The 12,696-nt window shown below is 70.7% G+C and carries 14 protein-coding genes; 7 read left to right on the top strand and 7 right to left on the bottom strand.

The window, feature by feature from the left end; translation table 11 throughout:
* Positions 1-60: 60 nt before the first annotated feature.
* The 4 genes from BLW14_RS33500 (at position 61) to BLW14_RS33485 (ending at position 2,449) form a co-directional block, all read left to right on the top strand.
* Entirely contained in the window at positions 61-369 is a 309-nt protein-coding gene (locus tag BLW14_RS33500; RefSeq protein ID WP_256333066.1) for a hypothetical protein, read from the top strand.
* 83 nt (positions 370-452) lie between these two features.
* Positions 453-881, top strand: a complete 429-nt coding sequence (locus tag BLW14_RS33495) for a hypothetical protein (RefSeq protein ID WP_093711127.1) — start codon at positions 453-455, stop codon at positions 879-881.
* A gap of 76 nt (positions 882-957) precedes the next feature.
* Complete coding sequence (locus BLW14_RS33490; RefSeq protein ID WP_093711126.1) at positions 958-1,281, top strand: hypothetical protein; 324 nt, start codon at positions 958-960, stop codon at positions 1,279-1,281.
* Positions 1,282-1,627: 346 nt separating this feature from the next.
* A complete protein-coding gene (locus BLW14_RS33485) occupies positions 1,628-2,449 on the top strand; it encodes a hypothetical protein (RefSeq protein WP_093711125.1) in 822 nt (273 codons plus the stop codon).
* A gap of 741 nt (positions 2,450-3,190) precedes the next feature.
* On the opposite strand, the gene BLW14_RS34750 is transcribed toward BLW14_RS33485, so the two are convergent.
* The 7 genes from BLW14_RS34750 to BLW14_RS33450 all read right to left on the bottom strand — a co-directional run bounded on the left by BLW14_RS34750 (position 3,191) and on the right by BLW14_RS33450 (position 9,785).
* Positions 3,191-4,891 carry a hypothetical protein gene (locus BLW14_RS34750; protein WP_093711124.1) on the bottom strand — a complete coding sequence of 567 codons (1,701 nt, stop codon included), beginning with the start codon at positions 4,889-4,891 and terminating at the stop codon, positions 3,191-3,193.
* A gap of 189 nt (positions 4,892-5,080) precedes the next feature.
* Positions 5,081-5,509 (bottom strand): hypothetical protein, encoded by a 429-nt coding sequence (locus tag BLW14_RS33475; protein WP_218137716.1) that lies wholly within the window; start codon positions 5,507-5,509, stop codon positions 5,081-5,083.
* Positions 5,510-5,571: 62 nt separating this feature from the next.
* Positions 5,572-6,825, bottom strand: coding sequence for a DUF2637 domain-containing protein (locus BLW14_RS35585; RefSeq protein WP_256333065.1), 1,254 nt, complete (start codon positions 6,823-6,825; stop codon positions 5,572-5,574).
* A gap of 151 nt (positions 6,826-6,976) precedes the next feature.
* Positions 6,977-7,786, bottom strand: coding sequence for an ATP-binding protein (locus BLW14_RS33465; protein ID WP_093711122.1), 810 nt, complete (start codon positions 7,784-7,786; stop codon positions 6,977-6,979).
* Between the two features lie 12 nt (positions 7,787-7,798).
* Positions 7,799-8,848, bottom strand: coding sequence for a hypothetical protein (locus tag BLW14_RS33460; RefSeq protein WP_093711121.1), 1,050 nt, complete (start codon positions 8,846-8,848; stop codon positions 7,799-7,801).
* Positions 8,845-9,123, bottom strand: a complete 279-nt coding sequence (locus BLW14_RS33455; protein WP_093711120.1) for a MarR family transcriptional regulator — start codon at positions 9,121-9,123, stop codon at positions 8,845-8,847. The genes BLW14_RS33460 and BLW14_RS33455 overlap by 4 nt, the downstream gene beginning before the upstream one ends.
* Before the next feature lie 59 nt (positions 9,124-9,182).
* On the bottom strand, positions 9,183-9,785 hold the full coding sequence (locus tag BLW14_RS33450; protein WP_093711119.1) for a hypothetical protein: 603 nt from the start codon (positions 9,783-9,785) through the stop codon (positions 9,183-9,185).
* A gap of 430 nt (positions 9,786-10,215) precedes the next feature.
* On the opposite strand from BLW14_RS33450, the gene BLW14_RS33445 reads away from it, so the two are divergent.
* From BLW14_RS33445 to BLW14_RS33435, 3 genes are all read left to right on the top strand, one after another.
* On the top strand, positions 10,216-10,851 hold the full coding sequence (locus BLW14_RS33445) for a ParB N-terminal domain-containing protein (RefSeq protein ID WP_093711118.1): 636 nt from the start codon (positions 10,216-10,218) through the stop codon (positions 10,849-10,851).
* Positions 10,852-10,871: 20 nt separating this feature from the next.
* A complete protein-coding gene (locus BLW14_RS33440) occupies positions 10,872-11,516 on the top strand; it encodes a hypothetical protein (protein ID WP_093711117.1) in 645 nt (214 codons plus the stop codon).
* A gap of 81 nt (positions 11,517-11,597) precedes the next feature.
* Positions 11,598-12,650 (top strand): peptidoglycan-binding protein, encoded by a 1,053-nt coding sequence (locus BLW14_RS33435; RefSeq protein WP_093711116.1) that lies wholly within the window; start codon positions 11,598-11,600, stop codon positions 12,648-12,650.
* Positions 12,651-12,696 lie beyond the last annotated feature (46 nt).

The raw sequence follows: 12,696 nt of genomic DNA, 5'->3' as shown, positions 1-12,696 counted from the left end.
CTGTCCTTGACCACGATGTGCGCCCTGGCCTCCGAGGCGTCTTTACTGCCACGCGTCCGCATGGCCATCGCCGTCATCGCGCAGGAAGTGTTCGTTGAGGCGTCGACGTCGCCCGGTTACCCGCTGCGCTGGAACTTGGCGAAGACCGTACTCAGCCCCTCGGAGGCACAAGCCGCCTCCATGATGGTCGGCCTCGTCGTCTCCCCAACGCTGCTCGCCGCCGCGGCGGCCGCCAGCTCAACCGATACCGCAACCATGGCCGCAGCGATCTCCGACGAGCAGATCCTCGAGGCAGTGCGTGCGGGATGGAACGCCGTCGCCGGCGTCGGGCCCGCGCCGACCGCCGAGACGATGAACGCAACGACATAAGCCCCTCGCATGGTGCAGCTTTCCGGCTGCGGGGAGCCGCGGGCTTTCGGGCCCCGGCTCCCGCGCATCCCTACTGACGACCGATGACCGAGGAGGCGCTCATGGAGTGGCTCGTCTCTCTGGCGCCTGTCCTCAGCCCAGCATTCAGCACGGTGGGCGTGCTGGGCGCGGCCTGGATGGTGTACCGCCAGAACAGACAGAAGAACGACACCGATGCGGAGACCGCGGAGGCCACCACCTTCGTCACCTCCGTCCAGACCGTGACCAACGGTTTCACCCAGCTCCTCGAGCAGCAGCGCGAGACAAACGCGAAGACGCTCGAGCGCGTGACCACCCTGGAGAACAGGGTCGAGCGCCTGGAGGAGGAGCAACGGCAGTGGAGACGGTGGAAGGCTGCGGCCGTCGACTACATCCACCAGCTCCGCGCCCTGGTCGCGAGGCTTTACGAGCGGCCCGTCCCCGCTCCGCCGGGAGAGATCGCCGAGGACCTGGCCAACCGGCCTGACGGCTGAGCCAGCACGCGACGCAAGGGGCCGCCCGCGCGCACAGTCCGCCCGACACGCACCCCACGCATGAAGGGCAACACCCATGTCTGCAACGCTTGACGCTCTCTCCACCGGCGGCCAGGTCGGCGCTGTGCTTCCGCTGCTCACCGCGGTTGTGCAGCGCCCCGCCTGGTCGGCGAAGTACAAGAAGGTCATTGCGGTCCTAGCCGCGCTCGTCGCCGGCGTCGTCGCCGTGGCCGCGGACGGCGGCTGGGACCAGTTCCAGCACGGCAAGCTGACCACGGTCACCATCCTCGCCGTGCTCGCTGCCTCCCAGACGAGCTACGACCTCGTGTGGAAGCCCAGCAAGCTCGCCCCGATCATCGAGAGTCTCACCACGAAGAAGACGCCCCAGCAGGCCGACTAGGGCCCACAGGGCACGGCTGGCCCCCGGCCGACGGGTACCATCTGCAACGAGGTGGCCGTACCGCGGCCGCGAAGAATGCGTTCGAGGTTCCGGTTCAGGGTTCATGGGCTCAAGACCACGCCGCTCGCAAGAGCTGGGGTGTTCCTCTCGCCCGTTGGTTACCTGGCCATAGCGAATCGAGTAACCGGGTGTGTGTAGAGCACTCGGGGCCGGGGAGTGGATGCTCCTACGAAGATCCGGCACACGCATCTCCGCGCCCAGTGCGGTCACCTCGTTGTGTCTCAGCAGGCAGTACGACACCAGGGCCCGAGAGCACGGGTCACACCCGAAGCGGAGGAACACGTACATGGCCGATGCCCGACAGGTTGCGGCGGAGATCAAGCGTTTGTCCGAGATGAGCCCCGACGCCTTCACGGACACCGTCGTCCAGTACGTCACCGGTGGCACCAACAGGCGCGCGCCGCGCGAGACCCAGGGCGCCGCCCTTCACGATCCCCGTCTCGCCCCTCGCACTCTCCAGGCGCTCCGAACCGCCGTGCAGCGGGCGAAGGCCTACAACCCCATCCGGGAGGGCGAGACCAGGAAGCAGCAGCAGGCCCGCATCGCGCCGTGGCGAGAGACGATCAAGGCAGCGATGCCGCCGTTCGAGGACGTCGTCGACGACCTGGCCCACGACCACGCGAAGGAACTGGCCGCCCTCGGTGACGACTCGTTCGCGGACCGGTGGACAGGTTTCGTCCTCGACGAGCCAGTGCCCGCCCCGACGTCCCCGCATGTCGAGGCCCTTGCTTTCCGCTCACCGAGAGTAGCCGGGAGAGTGGCGCGTCTGTGCCGCCTCATGATCGAGGAGCCGGCCCGCTTCATGCCCGAGCCGCCCGCGGGCGAGAGCGGCAACGCACAGGAGCGCCGGGTCGAGAACTTCCGCCGGCGCGTGGAGTCCGAGGCCGCGTACCTGCGCTACTCCGTCCAGTACGGGGAGGCGCGCCAGGGCCGGATGCCGAGCGAACCGAACGTTCGGCTTCAGGCGCTCAAGGTCCTCGGCGAGCGGCACCCCGAGGAGCTGATGGAGCTGCTGCGCCAGGAGCGCGGCGGCGCGCTTGAGAAGGCCGCGGAGGAGCGCAGGGCGCGGCGTGCGGTCCGCCGTGCGGCCCGGCAGGGCGCGCGATAGGGCGCGCCACCGGCTGACCGTTCCTCCCCGAAGGGCGCGCCCGATGGCGCGCCCTTCGTCGTGTCCGGGGTGCGCCCGAGGGCGCGGCGGCGCGCGTTCCTGGGGCGCGGCCCTGCGCGCGCGATCGGCCGGTCGGCGCGCACCCGCCTGGTCATCCGCGCCGCCGGGCGCGCGCCGTTGAGAAGCGATCACCGCGCCGCGCGGCGCGCTCCACACGGCCGGCGCGCGTGGCCGACGATATCCAGGAGGCCGCGCCCATCGTGGCGCGCGACGGCCAGGCGCGCGGCGCGCCCTGTAAAAGGGCAGGTCAACGGTGCGCGCCATGGCGCGCTGCTGCGGGCGCGCCTGAGCGCGGGAGGCTCGGCGCGGGCGCGCGGTCCATGCGATCCGGGCGCGCGCGATCTACGGAGGGCGCGCCCGGATCGGCGCGGGCACGGCGCGCGCCCGGCGCGCCTGAGCGCGCGCGTGGAGGCGCGCTCCACACGGCCGGCGCGCGGCGCGCGCGTTCGGGCGCGCCTCGATGCCGAGCGCGCCCGAACGCGCGCGCCCGGGCGCGCCGGTAGGTACGGCGCGGGCGCGGAGCAGCGCGGTCCCGGACTGGACGCGCGATCACCAGAGCGCGCGCACGGGGGAGGGCGGGCGCGCCGTGCCGTGCCGAGGTGACGTGAGGTGATGAAAGCGCGGAGGAGCGGAGCGGCGGAGGCGCGCGCCCGAAGGGGGCCGGGCGCGCATCACCTCACGTCACTTCCCGGCGGGCGCGCCCTCGAAGTACTGAGCGAACCTCTGCTGAATCTGAGGATCGACGGTCGGCGCCTTCCGGTAGTAGGCGGCGAGCTCCGTCTGCCCCTCCTGCTCGAGCTGGGCGATGATCACGGGCCGGTGCTGCTGGAGGTAGTCCCGGAGCACGGTCATGGGCGGGTCGCCCGCCTCGGAGATAGGCCCGAGGTGCTCACCCACCGTCATCATCTTGATCCGGGCCTGGACGACTGCCTCGGCGTTCAGCGCCTTGAGTGCCAGCTTTTCGCCGCGCGTCTGGCGCGTTGCCCGAGGCGCCGCGGCGGCTGCCGGTGCGGAGGGGGCCGCCTGGGGCTCCTCGGCCTCGCTGACCTCCTCCGGGCGCTCGTCGACCGGGGGCTCGTCGTCGAACTGGGGGTCCGGCGGCGGCGGGGGTGCGTTGTCATCGGCCGGCGGCTCGAGGTCCTCGTGCGTCTGGTGCTCGCGGGCACCCTCCGGCTGGCCCTGGCCCTGGCCTTGGGCCGGGGGCGTGGCCGTGGATGCGGTCGGAGTTTGCTCCGGAGGCGCACTCGGAGCCGTGCTCGGCTGCGCGGACGGGGCCTGCCCGGCGCTCCCGGTTCCCTGCTGCCGCTTCTGTTCGGCGCGGCCCTTGGCGTATGCGAGGGAGCGGGTGATCAGGTCGTCCGCGTTCATCCCGCCCCAGGCCTCTGTGCGGGTCTGGATCTGCCGCAGGGTGACCATGCCCCACTGTTCCCGGATGTTGTGCAGCGCGGCCTCCGGGTTGTTCTCGTCGGCGAGCGCCTTACGGATCAGCTCGACGGCCTGGTCGCCGGTCAGCTTCGGCCGCTCGTCCTGCCGGGCGGGCCCCTGCCCCTGCCGTTGGTCGGGCCGCTGCTGTCGCTGCTGCTGGGGGCGCTGCTGCTGCTCCCGCTGCACCTGCTGCTCGTCCAGGTACGCGTGCGGCCGCGTCTCGGTGACCTGTCGGGCGGCCGCGGCCTCCTGAAAGCCCATGCGGCGGAGCAGGGTGTCGATACTGAAATTCTCGAACCGCTCGCTCTGTCCGGGCGTGACTTCCCAGTGCAGGGTGCGCACGCCGGTCAGGTACGCCTCCCCCAGCGCGTGAAGTTCAACGATGGCGTCAACGGACGCCGGGAGGTTCTTCTCGGCCTTGGTCTTGCGGGTCTTGTCCCGGGTCGGCTTGTCGTTCTCGAACGCGGTGACGAGTTCCTGGCGGGCGAGCAGGATCGTGGGGCCGGAGTGCCGACGCAGAAGCCAGAGGATCTCTCCCCATCGGTCCTTCGCCCGGTTCCACAGGTCGGGGTCCACCGTGACGGGAAGGTCCGGGTTCGGGCCGCGGCGGCGCTGCTCCTGCGCCTTCCTCTCCGCGCGCCACCGGGCGTAGAGGGCCTGCTCGTCGCTGAGCATGTCCCACAGCACGGACACGTTGTCGACCACGATCATGTTCCGCTTGCCCTCGACGGCAGGCGGCTGCGCGACGGCCCACCGAACGGCGTCGAGGATGTCCTGGTAGCTGCCATTGTGGGACACGATCTCGTAGTTGGCCCCGGGGATCCGACCGTAGTAGTCGGCCGTGCCCTCGGAGCCGCCGATCTCGATCCAGTACGTCATCCCGACCAGCTCGGAGGCGGTGCCCTCAGCCGCAACGCGGCTCTTGCCGGTCTTCTCCGGGCCCGCGATAAGGATCATCGGCGGGTTCGGCAGGCCAGTCGGTCGGCGGGACGTGCGGGCGCGCTGAGGCGCGGTGATACCAGGCATCTGGCTGTTCCTCTACTTCGTGGTTCCCCGGGTTGCTCTCCCGCGGAGGATGCAACGGCAGAGGGGTTAGCCTCTCGCCGTTGCCATCGGCTTACTATTCTACCCGCTCGGCGGGATAGCTCAATGCCGGTTGAGCAGATCGGCGACGGGAGTTGAACCCTCGGGGTCCTGGTCCTCCCGGTGCCGCGCGTACCACTGGTCAAGCGCCTCGTACCCCTCGGCCGCGCGCTCGAGCTCCTCCTCGGACTTCCCGCCCCAGTCGGCGATGTCGCCGGCGAACTCCCTCCGCACCGTGCCCGGGTCGCGCCGGCCAAGTGCTGCCGTGATTTCCTCCCAAGACGCGCCCCCGAACGACTCGGCGAGCACGACCAGGTCGACGAGCTGATTGGTCAGCTCGCGCAGCTCGCGCGCCCGACGGATGCGCTCGGCCGGGCTGGTGGTCTCGGCGGTGGTGGCGACTGCCTGCCGGGCGAGGTCGGACAGGTCGCGGGCGGCGCGGGCGGTGGCGATCCGGGCCAGGATCTCCGGTGTCATGAAGGGTCCGATCATGCAGGCGGCGGGCACCCCAGGTCGGGGGCCCGCCGCTTCGGTACGGGTAGGGGCAGGATGCCTTACGAGCCGGTTGCCGTCAGCGCCTGGTCGAACGCGGCGAAGACGTCGTCGACGGTCGCGCGCGGCGGAATCTGGACACCCCTCTGCGCGGCGTACTCCTTGATGATGCGACCGCGGACCTTGCGCCCGTTGCCCTCGCTCTGGCCGAGGACCTCCGCAATCGCAGCACCGGTCAGAGGGCCGTCGAACACGTCGCGGTGCTTGCCGTCGATGACCTGCACGAGGATCTCGCGCAGCTCCCCTTCGGTGCTCCACGACGGGACCACATACGGCTGCGGCTCGCCCGGCTCCTCCGCGGCCGCGGCCGTGGGCTCCTCCGGCGTCGGCGCCGGCTTGAGGACCTTCGCCGGCTGTGAGGGGACGGTGGCCGTGATCCGGCGCGGCTTCAGGGACGCCGCAGGTACGGCGGCTGCCGGCACGGGTGTGGGAAGGGCCGGGAGCTCCTCAACGGGGGCGACCGGAGGGGCGAAGATGCCCAGTTCGAGGCCCGCAGCGCGTAGCCCGTCCGCGGCGGTCTCCTGCAGCGGGATCCCGGTACGGGCGAGACGGAGCGGCATCAGGGACTCGACGGGCGCCTTCGTGCGCCAGGCCCGACCGAACCGGGCGCGGAGCTTTGCCTGGTAGAGGAGCCGTCCCTGTTCGAGCTCGAGGACCGTGTCGTACGACGTGAGCTCCCACAGCTTCATGCGGCGCCACAGCAGGAAGGTGGGCAGTGGGGCCAGGATCCATCGGGCCCACCGGACCTTGTCCATGCGGCGGCGTCGGCCGGTGGCCGCGCCGATCCGCACGGCGTAGGTGTGCGCGGCGATCTCGGAGACGGCGACCCACAGCAGGGACATGGCGCCGTGCGCGACCTTGGACCACAGCGAGGTACCGGCCGCGACGTTCAGGGCGCAGGTGATCAGGCTCAGCGCCCAGGGGACGAGCCGCGCCCACCACAGCCGCATGTCCATGCGAATGAGGAACAGGTAGGCGCCCGTGAACACGGGGATGGCGGAGTCGATGGCGGTGGGCAGAACCCACGGCTCGTCAAAGCCCCACTCCAGGGCCTTGGCGGACACGGCGTCGAACGACGCGTAGAAGCCGAGGCCGCCGACGCCGGCTCCGCCCAGTGCGGTCAGCTTGATACCGCGGCGCTCCCAGAGACTGAGCGGAGGGACGCCGGAATCGGCGGAGTCGGTGGAGCTCGGCTCGTGGTCGACGGGGGTCTGCGGTTCGTCGCCCTCGCGGGCACGGGTGAACGGCAGCTTCAAGACACCTTTCCTCTCGTTCGGGTCTCCCCGGTCGGCTTATGCTCATGGCCTCCCGGGTCGACCAAACGATATAGCGTCTTCCGCCTCCTGCGCCTTTACCGACGCCCACACCCCGCCAGCAACAGCGACATACAGGGCGTTTGACCCCGGATCACCAGTCGAGAGCCTGCACGGGCTTCCGCCGGTCCGGGCCCACGATCTTCGCCAGGTGCGCCGAGGACTCGAGCCGGGACAGCAGCCGCTCCCCCAGGATGTCGACTACGCCCATGGCCTGGCTTCCCGGCTGCCTGCGGCTGCGCAGGTTGGTGGTGTACGCGGTGGGCCGCCCGGCGGAGATACGGGCGTCGATCAGGTCGATGGTCTCCCGCCGGGCGAACTCGGTCGCGGTGACGTCCATCTCGCCGCACAGCTCGTCGAGGACCAGGAGGTCACACTCGACGAACCGCTTTCGGACCTCCCACGCCTTCATGTTGTGCGGCGCGGAGTCGGGGCGACGCCACGTCAGGTACGTCGCGTGCTTCACGTACAGCGCCCACAGCCCGCGCTCCGCGGCCTCGTTGCCGAGGGCGCACGCCGCGGCACTCTTTCCGCTGCCGATGGGCCCCGGGATGAGCATGTTGAGGACCGACGGGCGGGCATCCAGCTTCTTCGCCTCGACCAGGGAGTCGAGCCACCCCCGCAGGGTGTTCGGCTTCTGGTTGTCGTCAAGGTGGCTGAAGCGGAAGGCCAGGTACTCGTTCTGGGCTGCGTCGTAGATGCTGTTCCTCCACATGTTCAGGCGGGCGCGGGCCTGGGGAACCGAGACGTCCTCCCAGAGCCCGTCTTCGGGTTCGGGCTGGGGCGGCATGCCGAGCTGGGATATGTCGGCGCCGTTCTTCTGCAGCACCCGGACGATGTGCTCGCTCAGGTCGCCGAGGGCGTTCATGCCGCGCGCGGGGGCGGCGTGAGTGGTGGCCGACATCGGGTGCGCTCCTTACGATCGTGCGATGACGCCGAACGTGGCGTCGTCGGAGTCGTCAGCGGCCGGGGTGGGGGCGTCGCCGGGCGTGGACGGCGGGGCGTCGTTCTGGGCACCCCACGTCGCCTTGTCGCTGTACGGGATCCGGCCGGTGGGCTGGCTCGGGACGATGTGGTTCGTGGCGACTCCGAGGGCGGTCTGCCACTGCTGCGCGCTGGGCAGGTGCTTACGTGCGTGCCGCAGGGCATCGGCGCACTGCCGTTGGGTGTAGCCCGCCTCGAGGGCCTTCTTCACCATGCCGCGCATGGCCAAGTAGCCGTTGGTCTTCCCGACGTACTTGCCGAGGTGCTTCTCGGCGTCCTCCCACCACCACTTCGCGACCGCCTCGACGGCGGCGTCCAGGGCGGCCTTCTTCTCGTCCTTCTGCTTCTTCTCGGCGGCCTTCTGCTCGTCGTCGGCCGCCTTCTGCGCCGAGGTGCGGCGGGTGCGCCGGGGGCGGACCGGGGGCTTCTCCGGCTCGGCCGGCGGTTCCTCCGCGGTGTCCTCGTCCTCCTCGCCGCTGTCCTCCGGCTCCGGCTCCGGCTCGGGATCGGCGGGCGGCTCCTCGTTGTCGAACGGGTCCGACTCGAACCCGTCGCTGCCGAAGGTGCCGTCGGGGTACTCGACGAGGAACGAGCCGTCTTCCTGCTCGACCACGGGGACGGCCGGGTCGGACACGGTGCTGAAAATCTCGTGGTCCTTGATCCACTGCTCGACGGGGTACTCCGAGACGGCCGTGCCCATCACGCACTTGCCGGTGCGCAGCCTGCGGCGCTCGAGCCGGTAGTAGCCGCGCTCGGCGAGCTCGCGCAGCGCCGTACGGACCGCGCCGCGCCCCTCGCGTCCCTCGCCCTTGGAGAGCTGGTCGGATCGGACCTGCCACCCCTCCTTCTGGTCCAGGATGTAGCCGAGCAGCCCCAGCGCGCGGTAGCTGATGGTGGTGTCCCGGATCGTCTTGGAGTCGATGGCGACGAACCGGGGACGCCGGTTGACTCGCACCCCGGTGGGGCTGGTCAGGCGGCTCATGCAGGGGCCTCGCTCGGGGTTTCGTCGGTCAGGCGGAAGTAGGTCCGGTGCGTGCGGCGGCATCCGGTTTCGGAGGCCACCGGGCGCCGTTCCCTCTCGGCCATGCCCGCGTAGATCAGTTCGTTCAGGGCGCTGCGCACCTGGTGCGAGGTCAGCCCAAGGCGGGTGTAGATGTCGGTGACGTCGACCCACTCACCGCCGTGCAGGGCGAGTTCGAAGACGATGCGGTGCGCGCGGTCGGAGAGCTTCCGGGCGGCGGTCGCGGTGGCGGTCATGGTGCTGGTCCCCAGGGAGAGGGGCCCGGCCGCAGGGGGCCGGGCCCAAGCGGTCGGTGTCACTCGTCGCGCGCGCCGGGCTGTGCCTTGGGCAACAGCTCCGGCGTCTCCTTGAGGAACTCGTCGAGCCGACCGCGCTTGTACGCGGCCAGAAGTACGCCCTTACCGATCGGGCGCCCCTTGAACCTGTTCCAAGTCCAGGTGACGGTGCCGGTGGGCTTCCCGCCCGACACGAACTGGAGACCCGGGATGACCTCGCCGGACCGCGAATCGAAGATGGTGCCCGTCTCAGGGTCACGCTGCGCATGTGCAAGAACTGCATCCACGAACGCGGGCTTCGGGACGATGACGATGTCAATCTCGCCCTTCTCCTCCGCGTACGCCTCGAACGCTGAGTCGTCGGCGACCTCGAACCGGTCCCTGGTGACGTTGACCTTGTAGTGGCCCACCTTCTCGCCGTCGATCTCGACGACGAGTTCCGGCTTCTTCGTCGCCAGGAAGTCCTCGACGAGGGGGTCGCGCGGGGCGTCCTTCCGAGGTTTGATGACTTCCCGCTGGTGGTCCTCCATCGCGCGGGCAAGTGCCCCGACCAGCGCGAGGGTGGACAGCGGGACGCCGATGGGCTCCTCGGCCTGGGTGTCGTCGGCGACGTCGTTCGACATCTCGGTGTTCCTCTCTTCCCCGGACGCCAGGCCCAGGATTCGGGTTGTCCCGGGCGGGGTGTCTTCGGGGCGTCGTATGGAGGTACGTCACCGGCCGAAATTTGTTACACCTAGGCCCAGGTAGCTGGGTTGCTCTCCCAGCCACTCCGAATAGTACACCCAGGGAAATGCTTTGTGGAGCACGCGACACAAGCGGCGCGCCCCTCTACGTTCCTCGCGGTTCTGCAGCGCCCGGCGACGTCACCGGTAGCGGCGGGGCCCCGGCTCCGCCCCAACCGGAACGAGGGCGGAGGCGGCCCGGTGGCGGGTGGGGGTCGGCCATGACGGCATCGCCCTGCTTGCGAGGCGGGGCGCCGCGGTTGAAGTCCGCGGGCTCGCAGCCCTCCCCCGCCGTCGGGACATCGACGCATGGGAGAGGACCGCACCAGCCGTGACCGAGACGATCGCCAGGCCGCCGCGCTTCATCGCCTACGTGCCGCTGACCGACCTGATGCCGGCGGACCGAAACCCGAAGCGGCACGAGCTCGAGCTCATGATCGCGTCGATCGACATGCACGGCCTGGTGGAGATCCCGGTCGTCGACGAGCGCACCCGGAAGACTCTCCACGGCCACGGCCGCCGTGAGTCCCTGATCGAGATGCAGTCCCGCGGGATGCGCGCACCCAGCGGCATCGTCATCGACGAGGACGGCGGCTGGCTTGTCCCCGTACTGCGCGGCTGGTCCTCGAAGAACGACGCCGAGGCCGAGGCCCTGGCCATCAAGCTCAACCGGCTCCCCGGCGAGGGCGGATGGGATCCGCGCGAGCTTGCCGAGGTCCTCGAGGACCTGGCCACCGGCGACGCGGAGCTGTTCGATTCCCTGGCCATCCCCCACGACGAGATCGACAAGCTGCTCGGCCAGGTCGACCCCGAGACCCTGCCCGGCGGCGGCCGCGAGGACGAGACGCCCCTGCTGCACCTTCCCGACGACGGCGAACGCGACGGCGACCTCAGCCCCGACGACGAGGGCCGCTCCCCGCACGCCACCTGCCCGGCCTGCGGGCACATGTTCACGTCCAGCCGCTGACCCGTCCTCCGAGGAACACCATGTCCATCCGACGCAAGGCACGCCGGCCCGAAGGTCGCAGCGGTCGGCCACGCCTGCTCTCCGACGACGTCGAGGCGCGCCTCGTCGGCGCGTCGCGTACCGGCGTTGCCGTCGAGCTGGCCGCCGAGATGGCCGGGGTTTCCCGTTCGAGCTTCCTGGCGTGGATGGCCCGCGGCCGCGTCGAGGTCGAGGCCCGTGAGGCAGGCGAGAAGCCGGACCCGGCCGAGGAGGAGTACGCGGCCCTGTACGAGAAGGTCCGCACCGCCCGCGCCACGGCGGCCGCGCGCGCCATGATGAACATCCGGCGGGTCGCTGACGGCGGCATCGTCACCAAGGTCACCACCAGGAAGTTCCGCGACTCCGTGACCGGCGAGATCGTCGAGGAGACGGTGGAGGACCGCACGTCGCCCGACTGGCGCGCCGATGCCTGGTACCTGGAGCGGCAGCACCGCGAGCACTACGGCAAGGACGCGATCGTGGCCGTCGAGATCACCGGCCTGGGCGACCTCGCCGCCGGCCCCGACGATCAGGCCGTTGACCTGTCCGCGCTCGCCGAGCGCCTGGACCGCAGCCTGTTCTCTGTTGAGTACCCGCCGGAGCTCGAGGACGGCTCCGTCGTCGACGCCGAGGTCGTCGACGAGTAGTCCTCCCGGCAGCGCGCGACGTTAACCGGCCGCGCCCTGCACGGTGCCCTCCACCGATCAACAAGTGGAGGGCACCACCCCATGACTCTAAAGATCATCTCCCGCGCCACCTGGGGCGCGAAGCCGTGGAACGGCACCCCGGCATCCGTCCCGCTGTCCAAGCGCACCGAGTTCTACGTCCACTACGACGGAGCCCACCACATCACCCGCACCGGGTACGCGATCATGCGCGCCATCGAGGCGGAGCACCTGGGCAACGGCTGGAGCGGCGTCGGCTACAACTTCGTCATCGACCAGGCCGGCAACATCTACGAGGGCCGTGGCTGGGGCCTGCAGGGCGCCCACTGTCCCGACCACAACACCACTGGCATCGGCGTCCAGTTCGCCATCGGCGGCGACCAGGAGCCCAGCGCGAAGGCCCTGGCCGCATGCCGCGCGCTGTACGAGGAGGCAGGCAAGAAGACCGGCCGCACCCTGGCCAAGCGCGGCCACCGGGACGGCTTCGCGACCGCCTGCCCCGGCACCAAGCTGTACGCCTGGGTCAAGGCGGGCATGCCGGCCGGGAACTACGAGGCGGCCCCGAACCCGGGCGGCTCCCTTCCGAGTGGCGGCTCCGAGGTCTCCCGTGCCCAGGTCACCATCAGCGACCTGACGTACGGCTACGGCGCCAAGGGCGACCACGTAACCAAGGTCGGCCGGGCCCTGGTGAAGAAGGGGTTCGGCAAGCACTACACGTCGGGCCCGGGTCCGACGTGGACTGACGCGGACACGAGGAACTACCAGGACTATCAGGAGTCCCTCGGCTACAGCGGTGCGGACGCGGATGGCGTCCCGGGCGTGACCTCCCTCAAGGAGCTTCTGGGCACCCTGCCGGGCAAGGTCACGGCGAAGCCGGCCCCGCCGTTCCCCGGCGTCGGCAAGTTCGGCCCTGGCAAGAGCAATGCGTCCATCACCCTGCTCGGACAGCAGCTCGTCCGGAAGGGCTACGGCAAGCACTACACCTCGGGCCCGGGGCCGAAGTGGTCGGACTCGGATCGGAAGAACGTCCGCGACTTCCAGCTCGCGCATGCCTCCCTCAAGGGCGACGCCGACGGCATCCCCGGCCCGCTGACCTGGAAGCTCCTGTTTTCCTGACCCCTTCCCGGCTGGCCCGCGCCCGCGGGCCGGCCCCCGATTCTCG

The sequence above is a fragment of the Streptomyces sp. 2131.1 genome, from assembly GCF_900105515.1.
GTDB classification, from domain to species: domain Bacteria; phylum Actinomycetota; class Actinomycetes; order Streptomycetales; family Streptomycetaceae; genus Streptomyces; species Streptomyces drozdowiczii.
The sequence above is the reverse complement of the archived record's forward strand: the minus strand, read 5'-3'. Positions and strand labels throughout refer to the sequence as shown.

Coding starts and splice junctions, on each gene's coding strand:
- BLW14_RS33500 (WP_256333066.1), top strand. CDS start 61: ATGGCCATCGCCGTCATCGCGCAGGAAGTGTTCGTTGAGGCGTCGACG.
- BLW14_RS33495 (WP_093711127.1), top strand. CDS start 453: ATGACCGAGGAGGCGCTCATGGAGTGGCTCGTCTCTCTGGCGCCTGTC.
- BLW14_RS33490 (WP_093711126.1), top strand. CDS start 958: ATGTCTGCAACGCTTGACGCTCTCTCCACCGGCGGCCAGGTCGGCGCT.
- BLW14_RS33485 (WP_093711125.1), top strand. CDS start 1,628: ATGGCCGATGCCCGACAGGTTGCGGCGGAGATCAAGCGTTTGTCCGAG.
- BLW14_RS34750 (WP_093711124.1), bottom strand. CDS start 4,891: ATGATCCTTATCGCGGGCCCGGAGAAGACCGGCAAGAGCCGCGTTGCG.
- BLW14_RS33475 (WP_218137716.1), bottom strand. CDS start 5,509: ATGATCGGACCCTTCATGACACCGGAGATCCTGGCCCGGATCGCCACC.
- BLW14_RS33465 (WP_093711122.1), bottom strand. CDS start 7,786: ATGTCGGCCACCACTCACGCCGCCCCCGCGCGCGGCATGAACGCCCTC.
- BLW14_RS33460 (WP_093711121.1), bottom strand. CDS start 8,848: ATGAGCCGCCTGACCAGCCCCACCGGGGTGCGAGTCAACCGGCGTCCC.
- BLW14_RS33455 (WP_093711120.1), bottom strand. CDS start 9,123: ATGACCGCCACCGCGACCGCCGCCCGGAAGCTCTCCGACCGCGCGCAC.
- BLW14_RS33450 (WP_093711119.1), bottom strand. CDS start 9,785: ATGTCGAACGACGTCGCCGACGACACCCAGGCCGAGGAGCCCATCGGC.
- BLW14_RS33440 (WP_093711117.1), top strand. CDS start 10,872: ATGTCCATCCGACGCAAGGCACGCCGGCCCGAAGGTCGCAGCGGTCGG.
- BLW14_RS33435 (WP_093711116.1), top strand. CDS start 11,598: ATGACTCTAAAGATCATCTCCCGCGCCACCTGGGGCGCGAAGCCGTGG.